The 19,964-nt window shown below is 55.9% G+C and carries 16 protein-coding genes; 6 read left to right on the top strand and 10 right to left on the bottom strand.

The genetic code is table 11. The features are described from left to right. Nucleotides 1–58: 58 nt before the first annotated feature. The 5 genes from narI to F153LOC_RS17220 all read right to left on the bottom strand — a co-directional run bounded on the left by narI (nt 59) and on the right by F153LOC_RS17220 (nt 8,495). Nucleotides 59–736 carry a respiratory nitrate reductase subunit gamma gene (gene narI / locus F153LOC_RS17240; protein WP_102103887.1) on the bottom strand — a complete coding sequence of 226 codons (678 nt, stop codon included), beginning with the start codon at nt 734–736 and terminating at the stop codon, nt 59–61. Further along, nucleotides 736–1,446 (bottom strand): nitrate reductase molybdenum cofactor assembly chaperone, encoded by a 711-nt coding sequence (gene narJ / locus F153LOC_RS17235; RefSeq protein WP_100779928.1) that lies wholly within the window; start codon nt 1,444–1,446, stop codon nt 736–738. Before narJ ends, narI begins: the two co-directional genes overlap by 1 nt. After that, complete coding sequence (gene narH, locus F153LOC_RS17230) at nt 1,443–2,978, bottom strand: nitrate reductase subunit beta (RefSeq protein WP_102103888.1); 1,536 nt, start codon at nt 2,976–2,978, stop codon at nt 1,443–1,445. The genes narJ and narH overlap by 4 nt, the downstream gene beginning before the upstream one ends. After that, complete coding sequence (locus F153LOC_RS17225; protein WP_102103889.1) at nt 2,975–6,718, bottom strand: nitrate reductase subunit alpha; 3,744 nt, start codon at nt 6,716–6,718, stop codon at nt 2,975–2,977. The genes narH and F153LOC_RS17225 overlap by 4 nt, the downstream gene beginning before the upstream one ends. Nucleotides 6,719–7,097: 379 nt before the next feature. Beyond that, on the bottom strand, nt 7,098–8,495 hold the full coding sequence (locus F153LOC_RS17220; protein ID WP_102103890.1) for a NarK family nitrate/nitrite MFS transporter: 1,398 nt from the start codon (nt 8,493–8,495) through the stop codon (nt 7,098–7,100). A gap of 310 nt (nt 8,496–8,805) precedes the next feature. Between F153LOC_RS17220 and narX the strand changes: the two genes are divergently transcribed. Continuing rightward, nucleotides 8,806–10,602 (top strand): nitrate/nitrite two-component system sensor histidine kinase NarX, encoded by a 1,797-nt coding sequence (narX, locus tag F153LOC_RS17215; protein WP_102103891.1) that lies wholly within the window; start codon nt 8,806–8,808, stop codon nt 10,600–10,602. Continuing rightward, on the top strand, nt 10,595–11,245 hold the full coding sequence (narL, locus tag F153LOC_RS17210) for a two-component system response regulator NarL (protein ID WP_100779923.1): 651 nt from the start codon (nt 10,595–10,597) through the stop codon (nt 11,243–11,245). Before narX ends, narL begins: the two co-directional genes overlap by 8 nt. Nucleotides 11,246–11,247: 2 nt before the next feature. On the opposite strand, the gene F153LOC_RS17205 is transcribed toward narL, so the two are convergent. Continuing rightward, nucleotides 11,248–12,654: a YchO/YchP family invasin gene (locus F153LOC_RS17205; protein ID WP_102103892.1), complete on the bottom strand. Its 1,407-nt coding sequence runs from the start codon at nt 12,652–12,654 to the stop codon at nt 11,248–11,250. A gap of 326 nt (nt 12,655–12,980) precedes the next feature. Between F153LOC_RS17205 and F153LOC_RS17195 the strand changes: the two genes are divergently transcribed. The 3 genes from F153LOC_RS17195 (at nt 12,981) to F153LOC_RS17185 (ending at nt 15,683) form a co-directional block, all read left to right on the top strand. Further along, nucleotides 12,981–13,334, top strand: a complete 354-nt coding sequence (locus F153LOC_RS17195) for a DsrE/DsrF/TusD sulfur relay family protein (RefSeq protein WP_102103894.1) — start codon at nt 12,981–12,983, stop codon at nt 13,332–13,334. A 107-nt stretch (nt 13,335–13,441) separates the two neighbouring features. Then, nucleotides 13,442–15,226 (top strand): methyl-accepting chemotaxis protein, encoded by a 1,785-nt coding sequence (locus F153LOC_RS17190; RefSeq protein ID WP_102103895.1) that lies wholly within the window; start codon nt 13,442–13,444, stop codon nt 15,224–15,226. 214 nt (nt 15,227–15,440) lie between these two features. Then, nucleotides 15,441–15,683, top strand: a complete 243-nt coding sequence (locus F153LOC_RS17185; protein ID WP_100779919.1) for a DUF1883 domain-containing protein — start codon at nt 15,441–15,443, stop codon at nt 15,681–15,683. A gap of 31 nt (nt 15,684–15,714) precedes the next feature. Here F153LOC_RS17185 and F153LOC_RS17180 read toward each other — a convergent pair whose 3' ends face one another. Beyond that, nucleotides 15,715–16,410: a gamma-glutamylcyclotransferase gene (locus F153LOC_RS17180; protein WP_100779918.1), complete on the bottom strand. Its 696-nt coding sequence runs from the start codon at nt 16,408–16,410 to the stop codon at nt 15,715–15,717. Between the two features lie 178 nt (nt 16,411–16,588). Further along, entirely contained in the window at nt 16,589–16,819 is a 231-nt protein-coding gene (gene chaB / locus F153LOC_RS17175; protein ID WP_102103896.1) for a putative cation transport regulator ChaB, read from the bottom strand. Between the two features lie 270 nt (nt 16,820–17,089). Between chaB and chaA the strand changes: the two genes are divergently transcribed. Beyond that, complete coding sequence (gene chaA, locus F153LOC_RS17170) at nt 17,090–18,190, top strand: sodium-potassium/proton antiporter ChaA (RefSeq protein WP_100779916.1); 1,101 nt, start codon at nt 17,090–17,092, stop codon at nt 18,188–18,190. 71 nt (nt 18,191–18,261) lie between these two features. Here the strand turns inward: chaA and kdsA are convergent, their stop codons facing one another. Further along, entirely contained in the window at nt 18,262–19,116 is an 855-nt protein-coding gene (gene kdsA, locus F153LOC_RS17165) for a 3-deoxy-8-phosphooctulonate synthase (RefSeq protein WP_100779915.1), read from the bottom strand. 36 nt (nt 19,117–19,152) lie between these two features. Further along, a complete protein-coding gene (gene sirB1, locus F153LOC_RS17160) occupies nt 19,153–19,962 on the bottom strand; it encodes an invasion regulator SirB1 (RefSeq protein ID WP_100779914.1) in 810 nt (269 codons plus the stop codon). Nucleotides 19,963–19,964: the final 2 nt, after the last annotated feature.

Genomic DNA, 19,964 nt, shown 5'->3' with positions numbered 1-19,964 from the left:
TCCAGAGGTGAAAAAAAACCCCGCCGAAGCAGGGTTTTGTTCATTCAGCATGCGCCGCTTAGCGACGTGCGCGAACGATCTGATATCTACGCGTCAGATACTCGACCGGCACGCTCCAGATATGCACCAGGCGCGAGAACGGGAACAGCACGAACAGCGTCATACCCAGCACCAGATGCATGCGGAAGATAAACGCCACACCATCCAGATGCGTGGACGCCCCGCCGTGGAAGGTCACCACAGACTGCGCCCAGCCAACCAGTTTCATCATTTCGCTGCCGTCCATATGCTGGGCAGAGAAAGGAATCGTCGCCAGACCCAGGGCGCACTGAATCACCAGCACCGCCATCACCAGAATATCAGCAGCTGTCGTGGTCGCACGGATGCGAGGGCTGAACAGACGGCGTTTGAGGAGCAGCAAACCGCCCACCAGACACATCAGGCCCGCAGCACCGCCGCCAAACATCGCCATTTTCTGTTTCACGTCCAGCGGCAGCCAGGCTTCATACATCCAGTGCGGTGTCAGCATCCCGAAGGCATGGCCTGCAATCACACCCAGAATCCCGATGTGGAACAGGTTAGACGCCAGGTTCATCCCTTTGCGATCCAGCATCTGGCTGGAGCCTGCACGCCAGGTATACTGGCCGTAGTCGTAGCGCAGCCAGCTGCCCACCAGGAACACGGTACCCGCAATGTAAGGATAGATATCGAAGAAGAACATATTCAGGAAGTGCATTAGTGCTGTCCTCCGTTAGAGATATTCAAATATTGCGGGGCGACAGCTCCGGCAAAACGACGCTGGTGAGCCGAGATTTCTGACTCGCCACAGTTCTGGTCAGCAAGGAATTTCACCTGCTCTTCTTCCCAGACCGCATCCAGCGCCTGTGGGGTATCATCGCGCGCTTCATCGGCGATTTTCTCCGCCACTTTATCGCTGTCGATGGCGGTATTCGCCAGTTTCACCAGCAGATCGAACAGCACCGCATAACGGCTTTCACGCTGCTTCAGGCGCGCACTTAACAACGCAAGAATCGGCGCGATGTCCTGCAAACCGCCCAGCGCCTCTTCACGCGGCAGCTGAGCCAGATATTCCAGGTACAGCGGGAGATGATCCGGCAGTTCGCGGCTGTCTAACTGCAAGCCCTGAGCTTCGTACTGCGCCATCAGGTCAACCATCGCCTGACCACGATCGCGGGATTCACCGTGAACGTGTTCGAACAGCAGCAGCGAAGTCGCACGGCCACGGTCGAACAGCTGGCTGTAGTCAGACTGCGCGTCCAGCTGATCCTGAGTGAGTAAATCGCGCAGGAAAATACCCAGCGCCTGTGCATCTTCTTTATCCAGATTTTCTGATGACGCGAGTGCATCAAAGAGTTCCTGCTGATGCTGCCACAGGGCAGCATCAGGGTACTCGAGCAGACGCGAAACAATGACGAGTTCAATCATTGGTGCGGCTCCGTTTTGCTGGTCACATCCATCGCATCAATGCGACGGCTGTTAAACAGGTTGAATTTGCTGTCTGAACCGTGGCAACCGTCGCCAAAGGTAAAGCCACAACCGCTCTTCTCCGGGAAGGCTTCACGCGCCAGTTCACGGTGGCTGCTCGGCACCACGAAACGATCTTCGTAGTTCGCAATCGCCAGATAGCGGTACATCTCCTGCGCCTGGGCTTCGCTTAAACCCACCTCTTCCAGCGCGCGGGTATCGATCACACCCTCGACCGTTTCCGCACGTTTGAAATGACGCATCGCCAGCATACGTTTCAGGGCCAGCAGCACCGGCTGGGTATCGCCTGCGGTGAGCAGGTTCGCCAGGTACTGAACCGGGATACGCAGACTTTCCACGTCCGGTAAAATACCGTTGCTGCCCAGCTCACCCGCATCGGCGGCGGACTGAATCGGTGACAGCGGCGGCACGTACCAGACCATCGGCAGCGTGCGATATTCCGGGTGCAGCGGCAGGGCCAGCTTCCAGTCCATCGCCATTTTGTACACTGGCGACTGCTGTGCGGCGTCAATCACGCTCTGCGGGATACCGTCTTTCAGCGCCTGCTCGATCACTTTCGGATCGTTAGGATCGAGGAATACGTCCAGCTGACGCTGATAGAGATCTTTCTCGTTCTCGGTGCTTGCAGCGGTCTCAATCGCATCCGCGTCATACAGCAGCACGCCCAGATAACGAATACGGCCTACGCAGCTTTCAGAACAGACGGTCGGCATACCCGCTTCGATACGCGGATAACAGAAGATGCACTTCTCGGACTTCCCGCTCTTCCAGTTGAAGTAGATCTTTTTGTACGGGCAACCGGTGATACACATCCTCCAGCCGCGGCACTTGTCCTGGTCGATCAGGACGATGCCGTCCTCTTCACGTTTGTAGATCGCACCGCTCGGACAGGTCGCCACACACGCCGGGTTGAGGCAGTGTTCGCACAGACGCGGCAGATACATCATGAAGGTATTTTCGAACTGACCGTACATCGCCTTCTGCATGTTTTCGAAGTTCTGATCTTTCGACAGTTTCTCGAATTCGCCGCCCAGATCGTCTTCCCAGTTCGGACCTTTACTGATTTTGTCCATACGCTGGCCGGTGATCAGTGAACGCGGACGGGCAATCGGCTGATGTTTCCCTTCTGGCGCGTTGTGCAGATTCTGGTAGTCAAAATCAAACGGCTCGTAGTAATCATCGATGCCCGGCAGGTGCGGGTTAGCGAAGATTTTACCCAGCAGCAGCGCTTTGTTACCCATGCGCGGCACCAGTTTGCCGTTGATCTTGCGGATCCAGCCGCCCTTCCATTTTTCCTGGTTTTCCCAGTCGGTCGGGAAACCGGTGCCCGGCTTGGTTTCTACGTTATTAAACCACGCGTATTCCGCGCCTTCGCGGCTGGTCCAGACGTTTTTACAGGTGACTGAGCAGGTATGACAGCCGATGCATTTATCCAGATTCAGCACCATGCCGACTTGTGAACGAATTTTCATTTTACGCTCTCCTGTACCTGGTCATTACCTTCGCCATCTAACCAGTCAATATTCTTCATCTTACGCACCACCACGAACTCATCGCGGTTAGAGCCGACCGTACCGTAGTAGTTAAAGCTGTACGCCAGTTGCGCATAACCGCCGATCATGTGAGTCGGTTTTGGCGTGATACGCGTCACCGAGTTATGGATACCGCCGCGCTGCTGGGTGATTTCAGAACCCGGCAGGTTCACGATACGTTCCTGCGCGTGGTACATCATGGTCATCCCGGCTGGCACACGCTGGCTAACTACCGCACGTGCCGTCAGCGCACCGTTGCTGTTGAACACTTCAATCCAGTCGTTATCCACGATGCCCAGATCTTTGGCATCCACTTCGCTCATCCAGACGATTGGCCCGCCGCGACCTAAGGTCAGCATCAGCAGGTTGTCGCTGTAGGTAGAGTGGATACCCCACTTCTGGTGCGGCGTCAGGAAGTTCAGCGCTTTTTCCGGGTTACCGTTGGATTTCTCGCCCATCACCTCTTTCACCGAACGGGTGTCGATTGGCGGACGGTAAACCAGCAGGCTTTCACCGAAATCACGCATCCACTGGTGGTCCTGATACAGAGACTGACGACCGGTAAGGGTGCGCCACGGGATCAGCTCGTGAACGTTGGTATACCCGGCGTTATAGGAAACATGCTCATCTTCCAGACCAGACCAGGTCGGGCTGGAGATGATTTTGCGCGGCTGAGCCTGAATATCGCGGAAGCGGATTTTCTCGTCTTCTTTATTCAGCGCCAGATGCGTGTGGTCACGACCGGTAAACTCGCTGAGTGCAGCCCAGGCTTTTACCGCCACCTGGCCGTTGGTTTCGGGTGCGAGGGTCAGGATCATCTCTGCCGCATCAATCGCCGTGTTCAGCATTGGCTGGCCTTTCGCCGGGCCGTCCGCTTTGGTGTAATTGAGCTTACGCAGCAGATCCATTTCGGTCTGGGTGTTCCAGGCGATGCCTTTCCCGCCGTTACCGATTTTCTCCATCAGCGGGCCGATAGAGGTGAAACGCTCATAGGTGGCAGGATAATCACGCTCCACCGGAATGATGTGCGGCGCGGTTTTACCTGGGATCAGGTCGCATTCGCCTTTTTTCCAGTCCTTCACATCCAGCGGCTGCGCCAGTTCGGCGGCGGAGTCGTGCTGGATGGGCAGCGTCACTACGTCGGTTTCCACACCCAGGTGGCCTACGCACACTTCTGAGAACTTTTTGGCGATGCCTTTGTAGATTTCCCAGTCGCTTTTGGAATCCCACGCCGGGTCAACGGCCGCAGACAGCGGGTGAATAAACGGATGCATATCCGACGTATTCATGTCGTCTTTTTCGTACCAGGTCGCCGTCGGCAGCACGATATCGGAGTAGAGACAGGTACTGGAGAGACGGAAGTCCAGCGTCACCACCAGATCCAGCTTGCCGTCGAGACCGTTGTCTTTCCACTCGACTTCTTCAGGTTTCACGCCGCCCTGTTTGCCCAGATCTTTACCCTGAATACCGTGGTCAGTGCCCAGCAGGTACTTCAGCATGTATTCGTGGCCTTTACCGGACGAACCAAGCAGGTTCGAACGCCAGATAAACAGGTTACGTGGGTGGTTTTTGCCGTTTTCAGGCTGTTCCGCCGCAAAGCGAAGTGAGCCGTCTTTCAGGGATTTCACGGTGTAATCGACCGGTGACATGCCAGCTTTTTTCGCTTCTTCTGCGATGCGCAGCGGGTTAGTGCCCAGCTGTGGCGCAGAGGGCAGCCAGCCCATGCGTTCTGCACGCACGTTGAAGTCGATGAGATGCCCGGTATAGCGGGATTTATCCGCCATTGGCGACAGCAACTCCTGCGCGGTGACAGTTTCGTAACGCCACTGGCTGGAGTGGTTGTAGAAATAAGAGGTGCTGTTCATGTGACGCGCCGGACGCTGCCAGTCGAGGCCAAACGCCAGCGGCTGCCAGCCGGTCTGCGGACGCAGTTTTTCCTGGCCCACGTAGTGTGCCCAACCGCCGCCGCTCTGACCGATACAGCCGCAGAACACCAGCATATTGATCAGGCCACGATAGTTCATATCGAGGTGATACCAGTGGTTCAGGCCCGCGCCGACGATAATCATCGAACGACCGTGGGTTTTGTCAGCGTTGTCGGCGAATTCACGCGCGATACGGGTGATTTGTGCGCGTGGCACGCCCGTCACCTGCTCTGCCCAGGCCGGGGTATACGCTTTGATATCGTCGTAGCTGGTTGCGCAGTTTTCGTCGTTCAGACCGCGTTCCAGACCGTAGTTGGCCATCGTCAGATCGTAAACGGTGGTCACCAGTGCGGTCGATCCGTCAGCCAGTTGCAGACGTTTCACCGGCAGTTTGTGCAGCAGGATGTTTTCCAGCTCCACCTTCTTGAAGTGTTCAGAACCTTCACCGCCAAAGTACGGGAATCCGACTTCCGCGATATCGTCCTGGCTACCCAGCATGCTAAGGCGCAGTTCGGTCTCATCACCGGTGGTCGCGTTACGTTGCTCGAGGTTCCATTTGCCTTTTTCACCCCAACGGAAACCGATGGAACCGTTCGGCGCGACCATATCCCCTTCATTGTTGAAGGCGACGGTTTTCCATTCCGGGTTATTTTCCTGGCCCAGCGCATCCACCAGATCCGCCGCACGCAGCATACGACCCGCTGCGTAGTAGCCGTCGCGCTCTTCAAGCATCACCAGCATTGGCATGTCAGTGTAGCGACGCACGTAGTCGGTGAAATACTGGCTTGGTTTGTCGAGGTGGAATTCACGCAGCATGACGTGACCCATCGCCAGCGCCATCGCGGCATCGGTACCCTGTTTCGGTGCCAGCCACAGATCGCACAGTTTCGCGATTTCGGCGTAGTCCGGCGTTACGGCAACGGTTTTGGTGCCTTTGTAACGTACTTCAGTGAAGAAGTGGGCGTCCGGAGTACGGGTCTGCGGCACGTTAGAGCCCCAGGCGATGATATAGCTGGAGTTGTACCAGTCAGCGGATTCAGGAACGTCAGTCTGTTCGCCCCAGGTCTGCGGAGAGGCTGGCGGTAAGTCACAGTACCAGTCGTAGAAGCTCAGGCAGGTCCCGCCGATGAGAGACAGGTAGCGCGCACCCGAGGCGTAAGAGACCATCGACATCGCCGGAATTGGCGAGAAGCCTGCCACGCGGTCCGGGCCGTAGGTTTTAACGGTGTAGACGTTGGAGGCCGCAATCAGCTCGTTCACTTCCTGCCAGGAGGAACGAACAAAACCGCCGCGTCCACGCGCCTGTTTAAAGCTTTTCGCTTTATCAGCGTCTTCAATAATGGAGGCCCAGGCATCAACTGGATCGCTGTGCTGCACTTTTGCTTCACGCCACATCTTCATCAGGCGTTTACGCATCAGCGGGTATTTCAGGCGGTTAGCGCTGTACAGATACCAGGAGTAGCTCGCACCACGCGGGCAGCCGCGCGGTTCATGGTTTGGCATATCCGGGCGGGTACGCGGATAGTCGGTCTGCTGCATTTCCCAGGTGACCAGACCGTTCTTAACGAAGATCTTCCAGCTGCAGGAACCGGTGCAGTTTACACCGTGTGTAGAACGAACGACTTTATCGTGCTGCCAACGTTGACGGTATCCATCTTCCCAGTCCCGGTTGGTTTCCAGAACCTGACCGTGCCCATCGGCAAAGGTCTCGCCCTTCTGCTTGAAGTAGCGAAACCGGTCCAAAAATTTGCTCATCGGGTATCTCCTGTGTGGAGCCTGTGGCTCTCTAAATCGACATTGCTGATTTGCAGCGAAGGTAACGCTATGAAAGATGACGGGAATTGATAACGATCAAGGCGAGCGGGCTCTGTAACGCAGGGTATTAGGGCGAATACCACCAAAGCGGTAGAAAAATTAATTTTTTAACTATCTGTTATTTATAGATATTTTATATTTATCCTCCTTATAGCCCCGCTTTTTTTAACATCTTAGGTATTAAGGGGTAGATACCGCTGCAAGGCGATGGCGATCACAGTGTTAGCCCGGCTCCCGTTTCTACACCCAACAAGTATGTTGTAACTAAATGCAGGATAAAAAAACGCGGCACTGAGGCCGCGTAAACGGATAATCAAACTTACTTATTTTTCTTAGTATTCCGGCCGTATACCAGCCACGTGATCACCACGCAGGCGACATAGAAAATAAGGAAGACTTTCATCGCACCCGCCGGGGAGCCGGTCAGCTCCAGAGAGATGCCGAATGATTTCGGGATAAAGAAGCCACCGATCGCGCCAATCGCTGAGATAAAGCCCAGTGCCGCTGCGGTGTCGGTTGCGGCTTCACGCATCGCGCGCTCTTCAGTACCGCCCTGCGCTTTCACACGATCCATAGTCAGCTTACGGAAGATCACGGAGATCATCTGGAAGGTCGAAGCACTCCCCAAACCGGCCGTCAGGAACAGCCCCATGAACACCGCAAAGAACGCGATAAAGTTACCGCCCTGGCCGTTGGTTGGCAGCGTCAGGAACAGCAGCGCACAGAAAACCGCCATCAGGATAAAGTTCACCAGCGTGACGCGAGTCCCGCCCAGACGGTCGGAAATCATCCCCCCTGTAGAGCGTGCCAGAGCGCCGATAAACGGACCGAAGAAGGCAAAATGCAGGATCTGCACATCCGGGAACTGGGTTTTCGACAGCATCGCAAAACCTGCGGAGAAGCCGATAAAGGAGCCAAAGGTCGCCAGATACAGCAGCGCCATGATCCACAGATGGGCGCGTTTCAGAACCGGCAGCTGCTCACTCAGCGACGCTTTAGACGCGGACAGATCGTTCATAAAGAACCAGGCCGCCAGCGTGAAGACCACCAGGAAAGGCACCCAAATCCAGGCCGCGTTTTCCAGGAACAGTTTAGAACCGTCTGCCTGTTCCACGCCGGTGCCGCCAAAGACAGCAAAGATAGACATGGAGATCGCCAGCGGCGCGATCAACTGCATCACGCTCACGCCCATATTCCCGAGGCCGCCGTTAATACCCAGCGCGCCGCCCTGCTTTTGTTTCGGGAAGAAGAAGCTGATGTTAGCCATGCTGGAGGCAAAGTTAGCACCGGCAAAACCGCACAGCAGCGCGATGATGACAAACACGCTGAACGGAGTAGACGTATCCTGCACCGCAAAACCCAGCCACACGCAAGGGATGATCATGATACCGGTGCTGAACGCCGTCCAGCGACGACCACCAAACAGCGGAACCATGAACGCGTAAGGAACACGCAGCAGCGCGCCGGAAAGCGCAGGTAACGCGGTCAGCATAAACAGCTGATCGGTCGTGAAGTTAAAGCCTACTTTCGGCAGGTTCACCGCCACAGCACTGAACAGCATCCAGACACAGAATGCCAACAACAAACACGGAACAGAAATCCACAGATTACGACTTGCTACACGTTGACCACGCTGTTGCCAGAACGCCGGATCTTCCGGATGCCATTCTGTTATAACAGCACCGGATGCCCTTTCCGGGGCGGATGAGTGACTCATAGACACCTCTGATTATCGAATGATGCTGCAAACATTAGGGTTTTAAGCAGGCGGTAAGTTGATATAAATCAAAGGAAAAGTTGACTGTCAGACGCTCAAAAAAACGCCATGACTCTTAGTGAGTAGATGATTTCGGCAAAAAAGGTGTGGTTTTTTAACGGCGCTGACGGTTTGCCGGTCCCCCCTCCCCCTGGCCATTACCCCTGCGGCAATTTAGGAGTAATCCTTTGTTGGTATGGGTATACTCCAAGGTATGCATGAAAATAGCGCCATTCCTGGAGGCAGGCAAAATCAGGAGCCCGGCAAGCCCATGTTAAAACGACTCTTCTCTCCGCTGACGCTGGTTAATCAGCTGGCCCTTATCGTGTTGCTGTCCACCGCTATTGGTGTGACCGGCATGGCGATCTCTGGCTGGCTGGTACAGGGCGTTCAGGGTAGCGCGCATGCCATTAACGAGGCAGGCTCCCTGCGTATGCAGAGTTATCGCCTGCTGGCGGCAGTGCCGCTGACGGCGGAAGACAAGCCCCTGCTGGATGAGATGGAGCGTACCGCATTTAGCCCGGAACTGGAAATCGCCGCCCGTCGCGATGGTCAGACAAAACAGCTTAACGCGCTGCAGGGCTACTGGCACAGTCAGCTCAAACCCGGACTGCAGCAAGCGCACAGCCCTGATACGGTGGCCGGTGATGTGGCGAGTTTTGTGGCGCGCATCGACACGCTGGTCTCCTCTTTCGACTCCTCCACCGAAATGCGTATTGAGCGCGTGGTCACAGTCCACGGCGTAATGGCTGTTTTTATGGCGCTGCTGCTGGTGTTTACCATCGTCTGGCTGCGCGCTCGCCTGCTCTATCCCTGGAAGCAACTGCTGGCCGTGGCCCGTGCCGTCACTCAGCGTGATTTCACCCAGCGCGCGCACATCAGCGGACGCAACGAAATGGCGATGCTCGGTCAGGCGCTGAATGATATGTCCGGCGAGCTGGCCGAAAGCTACGCGGTACTGGAAAAACGCGTACAGGAAAAAACCGCCGGGCTGGAGCAAAAAAACGAAATCCTCTCGTTCCTGTGGCAGGCGAATCGCCGTCTTCACTCTCAGGTTCCGCTCTGCGAGCGCCTCTCCCCGGTGCTTAACGGCCTGCAAAATCTGACCCTGCTGCATGACATTGAACTTCGGGTCTATGACGTCGAAGACGAAGAGAACCATCAGGAATTCACCTGTCAGTCGGATATGACCTGCGATGACAAAGGGTGCCACCTGTGCCCGCGCGGGTTACCAACGCCCGCCAGCAGTGGCACAACCCTTAAATGGCGTCTCGCGGACAACCACACTCAGTACGGCATTTTGCTGGCCACGCTGCCGACCGGCCGCCATTTGAGCCACGATCAGCAGCAGTTGGTCGATACGCTGGTCGAGCAGCTCACGGCGACGCTGGCGCTGGATCGCCATCAGGAAAAGCAGCAGCAGCTGATCGTCATGGAGGAGCGCGCGACCATTGCCCGCGAGCTGCATGACTCGATAGCCCAGTCGCTCTCCTGTATCAAAATGCAGGTCAGCTGCCTGCAAATGCAGGACGATGCTCTGCCACCCACCAGCAAAGAATTATTGAGTCAGATTCGCAACGAGCTGAACACCTCCTGGGTGCAGCTGCGCGAACTGCTGACCACCTTCCGTTTACAGCTCAACGAGCCAGGTTTACGCCCGGCGTTAGAGTCGAGCTGTCAGGAATTTAGCGCCCGGCTGGGCTTCCCGGTGAAGCTGGACTACCAGCTTCCGCCGCGTTTTGTCCCTTCCCATCAGGCCATTCATCTGCTGCAAATCGCCCGCGAAGCCCTGAGCAATGCGCTCAAGCACGCCGACGCGACGGCAGTGACGGTGACTGTTGCGCACCATGATAATCAGGTGAAACTGACGGTTCTGGATAACGGCCGCGGCGTGCCGGAAAACGCTGAACGAACCAACCACTATGGGTTAATTATTATGCGAGACCGCGCGCAAAGCCTGCGCGGGGATTGCCAGGTTCGCCGGGGAGAGTCTGGCGGCACTGAAGTCGTAGTGACCTTTATTCCCGAAAAGCCTCTAATCACTTCCGAAGGAGAAAACCATGACTAATCAGGAACCGGCAACCATCCTGTTAATCGACGATCATCCGATGCTGCGCACCGGCGTAAAACAACTTGTCAGCATGGCGGCAGATATCACCGTCGTGGGAGAAGCCAGCAACGGCGAACAGGGTATTGAACTTGCCGAGTCACTCGATCCTGATTTGATCCTGCTCGATCTCAATATGCCGGGCATGAACGGCCTGGAAACCCTGGATAAACTGCGTGAAAAGTCCCTCTCCGGGCGCATCGTGGTGTTCAGCGTTTCCAACCATGAAGAAGATGTCGTCACCGCGCTAAAACGCGGCGCAGATGGCTATCTGCTCAAAGATATGGAGCCGGAAGATCTGCTGAAAGCCCTGCAACAGGCCGCCGCAGGTGAAATGGTCCTGAGTGAAGCCTTAACGCCGGTGCTCGCCGCCAGCCTGCGCGCCAACCGCGCGACGTCCGACCGCGATGTGAGCCAGCTGACCCCGCGCGAGCGCGACATCCTGAAGCTGATTGCTCAGGGCCTGCCGAACAAAATGATCGCCCGCCGTCTGGATATCACGGAAAGCACGGTCAAAGTGCACGTTAAACATATGCTCAAGAAGATGAAGCTCAAGTCGCGCGTTGAAGCGGCCGTCTGGGTTCATCAGGAGCGTATTTTCTAGTTTTATTCGTCCGGCAGCAGTTTCCATCTCGGATCGTCATCCGGCACTGCCAGCAGCGGTGGCGACAGAGAGAGCGTGATCTCATTGGAAGAGACACGCTGCCCGTCTTCATCCTCGACCACCACCGACAGCCGCCAGCGGTTCGTCGCGCCTTCACGGTCATCCCAGGCCGGAAGTATCACACTCCAGCCATCGCTGCTGCTCGCATTCGGTGGCGAAGTCAGACTTAACGCCTGCGTATCGCCCTGCCAGTGAAGACGACGCACCCCATGGGTACTGCGGATCTGCAGTTTCAGATTCACGGTTTCACCCGGATGCAAATCCCACGGCGGCGTTGCCAGATAGACCGACAGCGTCTTGCGCTGGCGGAACTCCATCACCGGCAGGCTGGACCGATCCGGCGAATCGTAGCGACTTCCGCGCAGGGAGCGCGCAGCCGCCACTTCATCCGACGAAAGCTGTTTTTTCAGCGGAACGCCAAAACGATAGTTGAGTTTCATGCCAAGATTATTCTGGCTGACACCGCTCTCGCCCTGCTTGTGCGCCGCCGAAAACGTGAGAAGTGGCACAGGCGTGTAATCCAGCCCGAGGTTTACCGCCATCGGGTTGTGATACCCGGTGCCGCTGCGAAACAGATCGACGTTATCACCGAAATATTGTTCGAAGCTGACGCTGGTATTGAAATGATGAAAGTACGGCAGCCAGGCTTTGGCCGTCACGTCATAGCCCCGCGCCATCCGCTGCTCTTGTACGTCGGAGCTGTCGCGCCAGCTGGCGAACGGCTGGTAGTAGTTCGCCGATAAGCGCAGGTTTTCACCCCAGGCTTCGGCACCCAGCCCGGCGCGCTGTAAATTCTCATCCAGCAAATTATCGTAAAAGGTGTTGTAGCCCAGCAGCCATTTCCCCGCGACCCAGCGCTGGCCGATGCCCGCGTTACTCACCAGCCCGTCGGTTTGCTGCGTCAGCCCGAGCTGGCTCCAGCTCAGATAGCGGTTGTTGTCCTGCCACGGAATAAACCACCTGCCGCTGCTGCCGGTAAATTTGCCGTCGTCATCCACCAGCAGATCGACGCTGGCATTACCCCAGGGCGACAGCCAGGACTCGATCTGCTGATTCACTTCTCCACTGACAACGTCGCGCACCTGACCGAATGCAAACTGGCGCGCCTGCTCGCCGGTGGTCAGGCCGTTGTCGGTCATGCTTGCTTCACCGAAGGCTTTCGCCATCTCCGCCAGATGTTTTTCACTCTCACCGGAGGGTTGAGCTAACCCGAGATCCGGCAGACCATCACCGTTGTTATCAAAGGGGTTTTTCGCCTGATTTTCAAATGAACGGGAGGCAGCCGAAACGGCTCCGGCCGGAAAAAGGAGGAGTAACAGCAGCGCGCGAATGTGTGGTGAAGACATCATGAATGTCGTAACTGTGATCCAGATCGCAAGTTAATACAGTGCTAACCTTAACGCGTTCCGGACATTTTTGCAGCCTTAAGGGCAATTTCAGGAATATCCCGAGAGGCTGGCTTTACACTCCACCGCGTACCGTTTTCCCGGCGCGCACAGCCAGATGTTTAACGCACCGCGCTCGCGCGGTAGCATATGCGCATGACCGCTGATGCTGTTCCCCCTCCGATGGCACCGGGTGGCCCGCCATTGAAATTCGTCATGCTTACTCTGCGGGGTCAATATTATCCCGTGGACTAAGCCCTATCCGTGCCTTATTACACTGAGGAGTTACCATGCAGAAAATTGTGATTGTCGCCAACGGCGCGGCCTACGGCAGTGAATCCCTGTTCAACAGCCTGCGCCTCGCCATCGCCCTGCGCGATCAGGAGAGTGAACTGGAGCTGCGTCTGTTTCTGATGTCCGATGCCGTCACCGCCGGGCTGAAAGGGCAAAAACCGGCAGAGGGCTATAACATTCAGCAGATGCTTGAGATCCTCACCGCCCAGGATGTGCCCGTGAAACTGTGTAAGACCTGCACCGACGGGCGTGGGATCACCGCCCTGCCGCTGATTGACGGCGTTGAGATTGGCACCTTGGTGGAACTGGCGCAGTGGACCCTGTCCGCCGATAAAGTATTAACTTTTTAATAATAAACCCGTAAACATATTTTTTACTTATGGACGCGGTTGCACCATCAAGTTACCGGCTGGGTTGCCGATAGGCTACTTAAGTCAACTCAGCAGGTACACAGTGAATGTTAAGATCAATCCGTGCCCGTATCATCGCCGCGACAACAGGTTGTCTGGTTGTCGCCCTTCTTCTGAATACCATTATTAACTTCGAGGTCACGCGGCAGGATAACCAGCAGTCGCAGCGCGATATTCTGGCCAGCACCAGTGCCAGCCATAATCTCGCCATTGCCGACTGGGTTAATAGCAAGCTGACGGTGATCGCCTCCGCGCAATCCGTGGCGCTGAGCGACGATCCGGTCCCGGTGTTTAAGCAACTGGCTCAGGCCGGTGGCTTCACCAACGTCTACGTCGGCTATGCCAGCAAAACGGCAAAATTCTCTGACCCCGCAGGCGTCCCGGCGGATTACGATCCAACCGTACGCCCGTGGTATCAGCAGGTCGTCAGCGCCGATGCGCCTGTCGTTACTGCGCCCTACGTGGATGCAGGAACCGGTAAACTGGTGGTGACCTTTGCCGTGCCGGTGAAGGAAAATGGTGAGCTGAAAGCGGTGGTCGCCGGGGATGTGGCGATGGACAGCGTAGTGGCTAACGTGCGGGGTATTCACCCGACGCCTGCCAGCAGCGGCCTGCTGATTGACAGCGACGGTACGGTGATTGCCGCCAGCGATCCGGCCCTGACACTTAAACCCTTCAATGAAGCCATCAACGGCGTCGATATCAACGCGCTGAAAAAAGGCACGGAACTCGACGGCACCCTGGGCGGCGCGGAGAAAACCTTTATCGCTACGCCGGTGGCGGGGACTCACTGGCTGTTAGTCGTCGCCCTCGACAGTAACGATGCCACCTCCGGGATGCGCTCTCTGCTGAAAGCCTCGGGGTTGTCACTGGTGATTCTGGTGCTGCTGAGCGGTGCGATTGTTCATTTTATTATTGCCCGCCTGCTCAAGCGCCTGTCAAATATCCGCGATGCGATGCACGCCATCGCCAACGGAACAAACGATCTGTCTCAGCGCCTGCCGGATAACGGCCAGGACGAAGTGGCGGAAATCGCCCAGGCCTTTAACGCCTTCAGCGATAAGCTGTCGACAGTAATGGTGCAGCTGCGCGACGCCAGCTCGTCGGTCAAAAACGCCGCGCGCGAAATCGCGGCGGGCAACCAGGATCTCTCGGGACGTACCGAGCAGGCGGCCTCCAGCCTGCGTGAAACCGCCAGCGCCGTGGAGCAGATTACCGCCTCCGTCACCCAGTCCACCGAATCCGCGGCAGAGGCCAACGATCAGGCGAGCAAAGCGTCGGCTGCGGCTTCGCGCGGCGGCGAAGTGGTGTCTCAGGCCATCACGACCATGCAGTCTATCGAAGTGGCGTCGGCCAAAATCGGTGATATCACCAGCGTGATTGACGGGATCGCCTTCCAGACCAACATCCTGGCGCTGAACGCCGCCGTAGAAGCGGCCCGTGCGGGCGAACAGGGTCGCGGATTTGCGGTGGTGGCCGGAGAAGTACGCAGCCTGGCAAGCCGTAGCGCGCAGGCGGCCAAAGAGATCAAAACGCTGATCGACTCAACCGCCCACAGCGTAGCGACCGGCTCCCGCTACGTGCATCTGGCCGGGGAGAGCATGGACGAGATCCGCTCCACCATCGGCAGCGTATCGGGGATTATGCGTGAAATCACCATCGCCACCAGCGAGCAGATGAAAGGCATTCATGAGATTAACCACGCCGTGACCCATCTCGACAGAATGGTGCAGCAGAACGCTGAACTGGTGGTGGAATCCGCCGCCGCCGCGAGTGCCCTGCAAAGCCAGGCGGGCGACCTTGCTGAAACGGCGGGACATTTCCGCATATAATTTTCTTCCGGCGCGTATTGGCCTGTTCAAATACGCGCCAGCTGAACCCTTTCAGGCATTTTGTCATTTTTGTTTAAACGTTATGCCATTTTTTGATCAAAATCAGCATCCCCTCTCTTCCCCTTTGGTGTTATGCAATGAGTGAATTGTGAACAACATCACGCTCAGGATTAACCGCAGGGAGAGCGTTGTTTCCGGACTATGGGGTAAAGAGATGGCACTGGTAAAAACAAGTTTGAAGCTGTTTGGCGGGGATACGGTGGTGGTGCGCTGCTCAGAGCGCTGTCATATTCATTTGATGAGCGCTAAAGCGCAGAAGTCGTCGCAGGCGGATATTTTAAGCGTGCAGAATAAAGACAATGCGTGGTTAACGGTGCCCTATACCGGCACCTGGGATGTACTGATCGACAGCCACAGTCAGTCGCTGGAGCACTCCGTCAGCTACGTCGCTGCATAACATTTACGCCCGGCAAGCCGGGCGTATCTTTTCAGGCAAAACCCGGACGCAATGACGCTTCGCGGGGATCCCCCTCAATTAATGCTTTCACTTTAGCGACCAGCTCGTTCAGGCAGTCATCCTGCATTCCTAAGCGCGTCAATTCCTGATCGAGGGAGAACAGGTACTGGGCATTGGTACCCAGCGGCCCACTGGCGGCGGCGATAAGCGGCGCGATCACCTGCGTTCGGGTGTCGGATTCGTACAACGGATGACGCGGGTCCATGATAAACACCAGCGCGTTGACGGTGCGACCGTCGTCGAGTTCAAGCTTGCACCAGCTCGGCATGTAGCAGCCGGTGATCATTTCGCGCTTCCACAGCAGCGCCAGCTCCTCTTCGAGGGTATCGTCCGGCAGACGATAGGCCACACCGGTGGTGCGCCCGCCCTCTTTTAGTGCAAGCATTCGGCCAGGCTGACAGGCGCTGCCACGTCCGGCGGTCAGGCGCAGACAAAATGCGCGGTGCCATCCGGGGAGCGTGCCCGTTGCGGATTCCACATACTCCAGCGCGGGATTCCACATCAGCGAACCATAACCAAATATCCATACCGGGCCTTCATCCGGACGACAGGCAATCGTCGCTGCGAGCGACGCTGCACGTTGTTCAGCCGACCAGAGAAGCGATTCCTCAATAGCACCAAATGCCGTCTTACAATCTGCCTTCATTAAGAAATCACGCGTTAACACTTTCCACCTCCGCCACTGCATGCTTCCTTGCGACATCTTGTTGCGCCTTCCCGGCATTTCGTTTTCTGCTCATTTTGACAGCAGTCAATAAACGATAAGCAATTCACAGGCCAGTTGCAATACAACGAAAGTTCAACAGCCGGAAAAGTCAAAACAGAGGCGGCTAATCATAAGGCGACTATTTCTTTTTATGCCATTTATCATCTTCTCCTTTTTTATAATCATGTTTTACCGCCGCCCACGCGACACGATGGGCAGTCTCTTCGCGGCTCGCATCGTCGCGACGGTCCTCTTTATCCTTATATTGATCCCAGGCGCTGTTAAACGCCTCTTTATAAATATCCTGTGCGTGGGCAGGCAGTACATGCTGAACGCTGTCGGGCAGGTCGCTTTTCGATTTGTAGGGCATGACTCACCTCTTTTTGGTCAAAAAGATAAGTGTGGTCGATGGCTGTTTCCCCTGCCAGTCAAAATGACAATTGTGTGAAATTAATTAACTTAATACACTGTTATTTAGACTGTATTTAGATTAAAAACGTTTTTACGGGCAGTTTGAGAAAAATCGCTGCTGTGACGTAAAATTAAGTAAAACATCACTGGTAATTAACGGTTTTCTGTTAGTTTAATGGCCTGCAATTTCATTCTATAATTACAAACACCTGCATTGACGGAGTATCACATGACAACAACGCATGAGGCGGTTAAGACCCGCCACAAGGAGACGTCGCTTATTTTCCCGCTTGTGGCACTGGCTGTGCTGCTCTTCTGGGGAAGTAGTCAGTCACTGCCAGTGGTCGTTGGAATTAACATTCTTGCTCTTATTGGTATTTTATCCAGCGCATTTAGCGTCGTACGCCACGCCGATGTTCTGGCTCACCGCCTGGGTGAACCCTATGGCTCTCTGATTTTAAGTCTTTCCGTCGTTATTCTCGAAGTCAGCCTGATTTCCGCACTGATGGCGACGGGCGACGCCGCCCCGACGCTGATGCGCGATACGCTCTATTCGATCATTATGATTGTTACCGGCGGTCTGGTGGGCTTCTCGCTGTTATTGGGCGGGGGGAAATTTGCCACCCAATATATGAATCTGTTTGGCATTAAACAGTATTTGATCGCCCTCTTCCCGCTGGCGGTTATTGTGCTGGTCTTCCCGATGGCGCTGCCGGGTGCGAATTTCACCACCGGCCAGGCACTGCTGGTAGCCCTGATTTCCGCCGCGATGTACGGCGTCTTCCTGCTGATTCAGACCAAAACGCACCAGAGCCTGTTCGTGTATGAGCACGAAGACGACGGCGACGACGATGACCCGCATCACGGTAAGCCATCAGCGCACAGCAGCCTGTGGCACACGGTTTGGCTGATCGTACATCTGATTGCGGTTATCGCCGTCACCAAGATGAACGCCAACCCGCTGGAAACCCTGCTGACAGAGCTGAACGCGCCTGTGGCCTTTACCGGCTTCCTGGTAGCGCTGCTGATTCTCTCGCCGGAAGGTTTAGGTGCCCTGAAAGCGGTGCTGAATAACCAGGTCCAGCGCGCCATGAACCTGTTCTTCGGCTCGGTGCTGGCGACGATTTCACTTACCGTCCCGGTGGTGACGTTGATTGCCTTTATGACCGGCAATGATCTGCATTTTGCGCTGGGTGCACCAGAGATGATTGTTATGGTAGCGTCGCTGCTGCTGTGCCAGATCTCGTTCTCAACCGGACGCACTAACGTACTGAATGGCGCTGCGCATCTGGCGCTGTTTATCGCCTATCTGATGACGATATTTGCCTGACGTTCTGCGCCATTGCCGCGCCGCCAGACATAAAAAAACCCGCCGCGGCGGGTTTTTTATTTGCTCAGAGATTAGTTGCTGGTATCCAGCTCATCGAAGCTCTTCACCAGATCGTCAATCGCTTTGATCTGTTTCAGGAACGGCTCCAGTTTATCCAGCGGCAGCGCGGATGGGCCGTCGCATTTCGCGTTGGCTGGATCCGGGTGCGCTTCGATAAACAGACCGGCCAGACCGGTCGCCATACCGGCACGCGCCAGCTCGGTGACCTGACCACGACGGCCGCTGGAGGCAGCACCAAACGGGTCACGGCACTGCAGCGCATGAGTCACGTCGAAAATCACCGGGGAGTTGTTAGAGACTTTCTTCATCACGCTGAAGCCCAGCATGTCGACCACCAGGTTGTCATAACCGAAGTTTGCACCACGGTCACACAGAATGACCTGATCGTTGCCGCCTTCGATGAATTTATCGACGATGTTACCCATCTGGCCAGGGCTTACGAACTGGGGTTTTTTCACGTTGATGACTGCGCCGGTTTTCGCCATCGCTTCAACCAGATCGGTCTGACGCGCGAGGAACGCCGGAAGCTGAATCACATCCACCACGTCAGCAACAGGCTGCGCCTGAGACGCTTCGTGCACGTCGGTGATCACTTTCACGCCAAACGTCTGTTTCAGCTCCTGGAAAATCTTCATCCCCTCTTCCAGGCCCGGGCCACGGTAAGAGTTGATAGAGGAGCGGTTGGCTTTGTCAAAAGAGGCCTTAAACACATACGGAATGCCCAGTTTCTGGGTCACAGTCACGTAGTGCTCGCAGATACGCATGGCAAGATCGCGGGATTCCAGAACGTTCATGCCACCAAACAGCACGAACGGCAGGTCGTTTGCCACGTTGATATCACCAATGCTAACCACTTTTTGTTTCATAGGATCGCCTTATTCAGGTGTGAATCGGAATTAAGATTAATGCAGTGTAATTTGTTTATGCGCGATCGAGTTGATCTGCGCGCGAATCATTTCGCTTATCGGATCTTCCGGGCACTGCTCAACGAAGTAATTCAAATCGTTGAGGGCAACGTGCTCACATTCCAGCTGCGCGTAGATAAGGCCACGGTCGCGGATCTCGTACGGGTCTTCCGGATTGAACTGCAGCAGCACTTCGCTCGCGCGCAGGGCCAGCTCCATCTGCCGCTCTTCCATCAGCGCGGCTTTCAGCGTATCCAGCAGTTTACGCACCACTTCGGCGTTATCCGCCTCATCGAGATCTTCGTTAAACAGCTCTGCCACCGGGCTAATATTGCCCTTCAGCCAGACATCCAGCGTGTGCTCGTCCAGCGTGTCGCCATTGAACGGATTGATCAGCCACATTTCGCCATCCAGCCACTCCGCGCGCAAAATCATCTGAGTCGGAAAAATGACCGGCACCAGCGGAATATCCAGCCGGTTAGCGACCCACAGCAAAACAGCCCCCAGAGCAACGGCGCTGCCCTGACGGTTCTTCAGTACCTGATCCAGCCACAGCGCGTCGGAGAGGCGATACACGCCGCGCGTGTCGCAAAAGCCCCATTCGCCGTAAAACAGCTCGATCAATTTTTCCAGCTGCCAGTCCTGAGGACGCGCTTCGCTGATCTCTTCACGCGCCAGGCTCGCCAGATTTTCCAGCTCATCGTAGACCCACTGCGAGGTGAAATCGTCACGGATCATCTCAGAGATCAGGACCATTCCATCGCAAAGCGGTACTTTATTAAATTCGAAATCGGCTAAGGACCTCATAC

This window comes from Lelliottia sp. F153 (assembly GCF_002870005.1).
GTDB classification, from domain to species: domain Bacteria; phylum Pseudomonadota; class Gammaproteobacteria; order Enterobacterales; family Enterobacteriaceae; genus Enterobacter; species Enterobacter nimipressuralis.
This window is presented reverse-complemented; position numbering and strand designations above follow the sequence as displayed.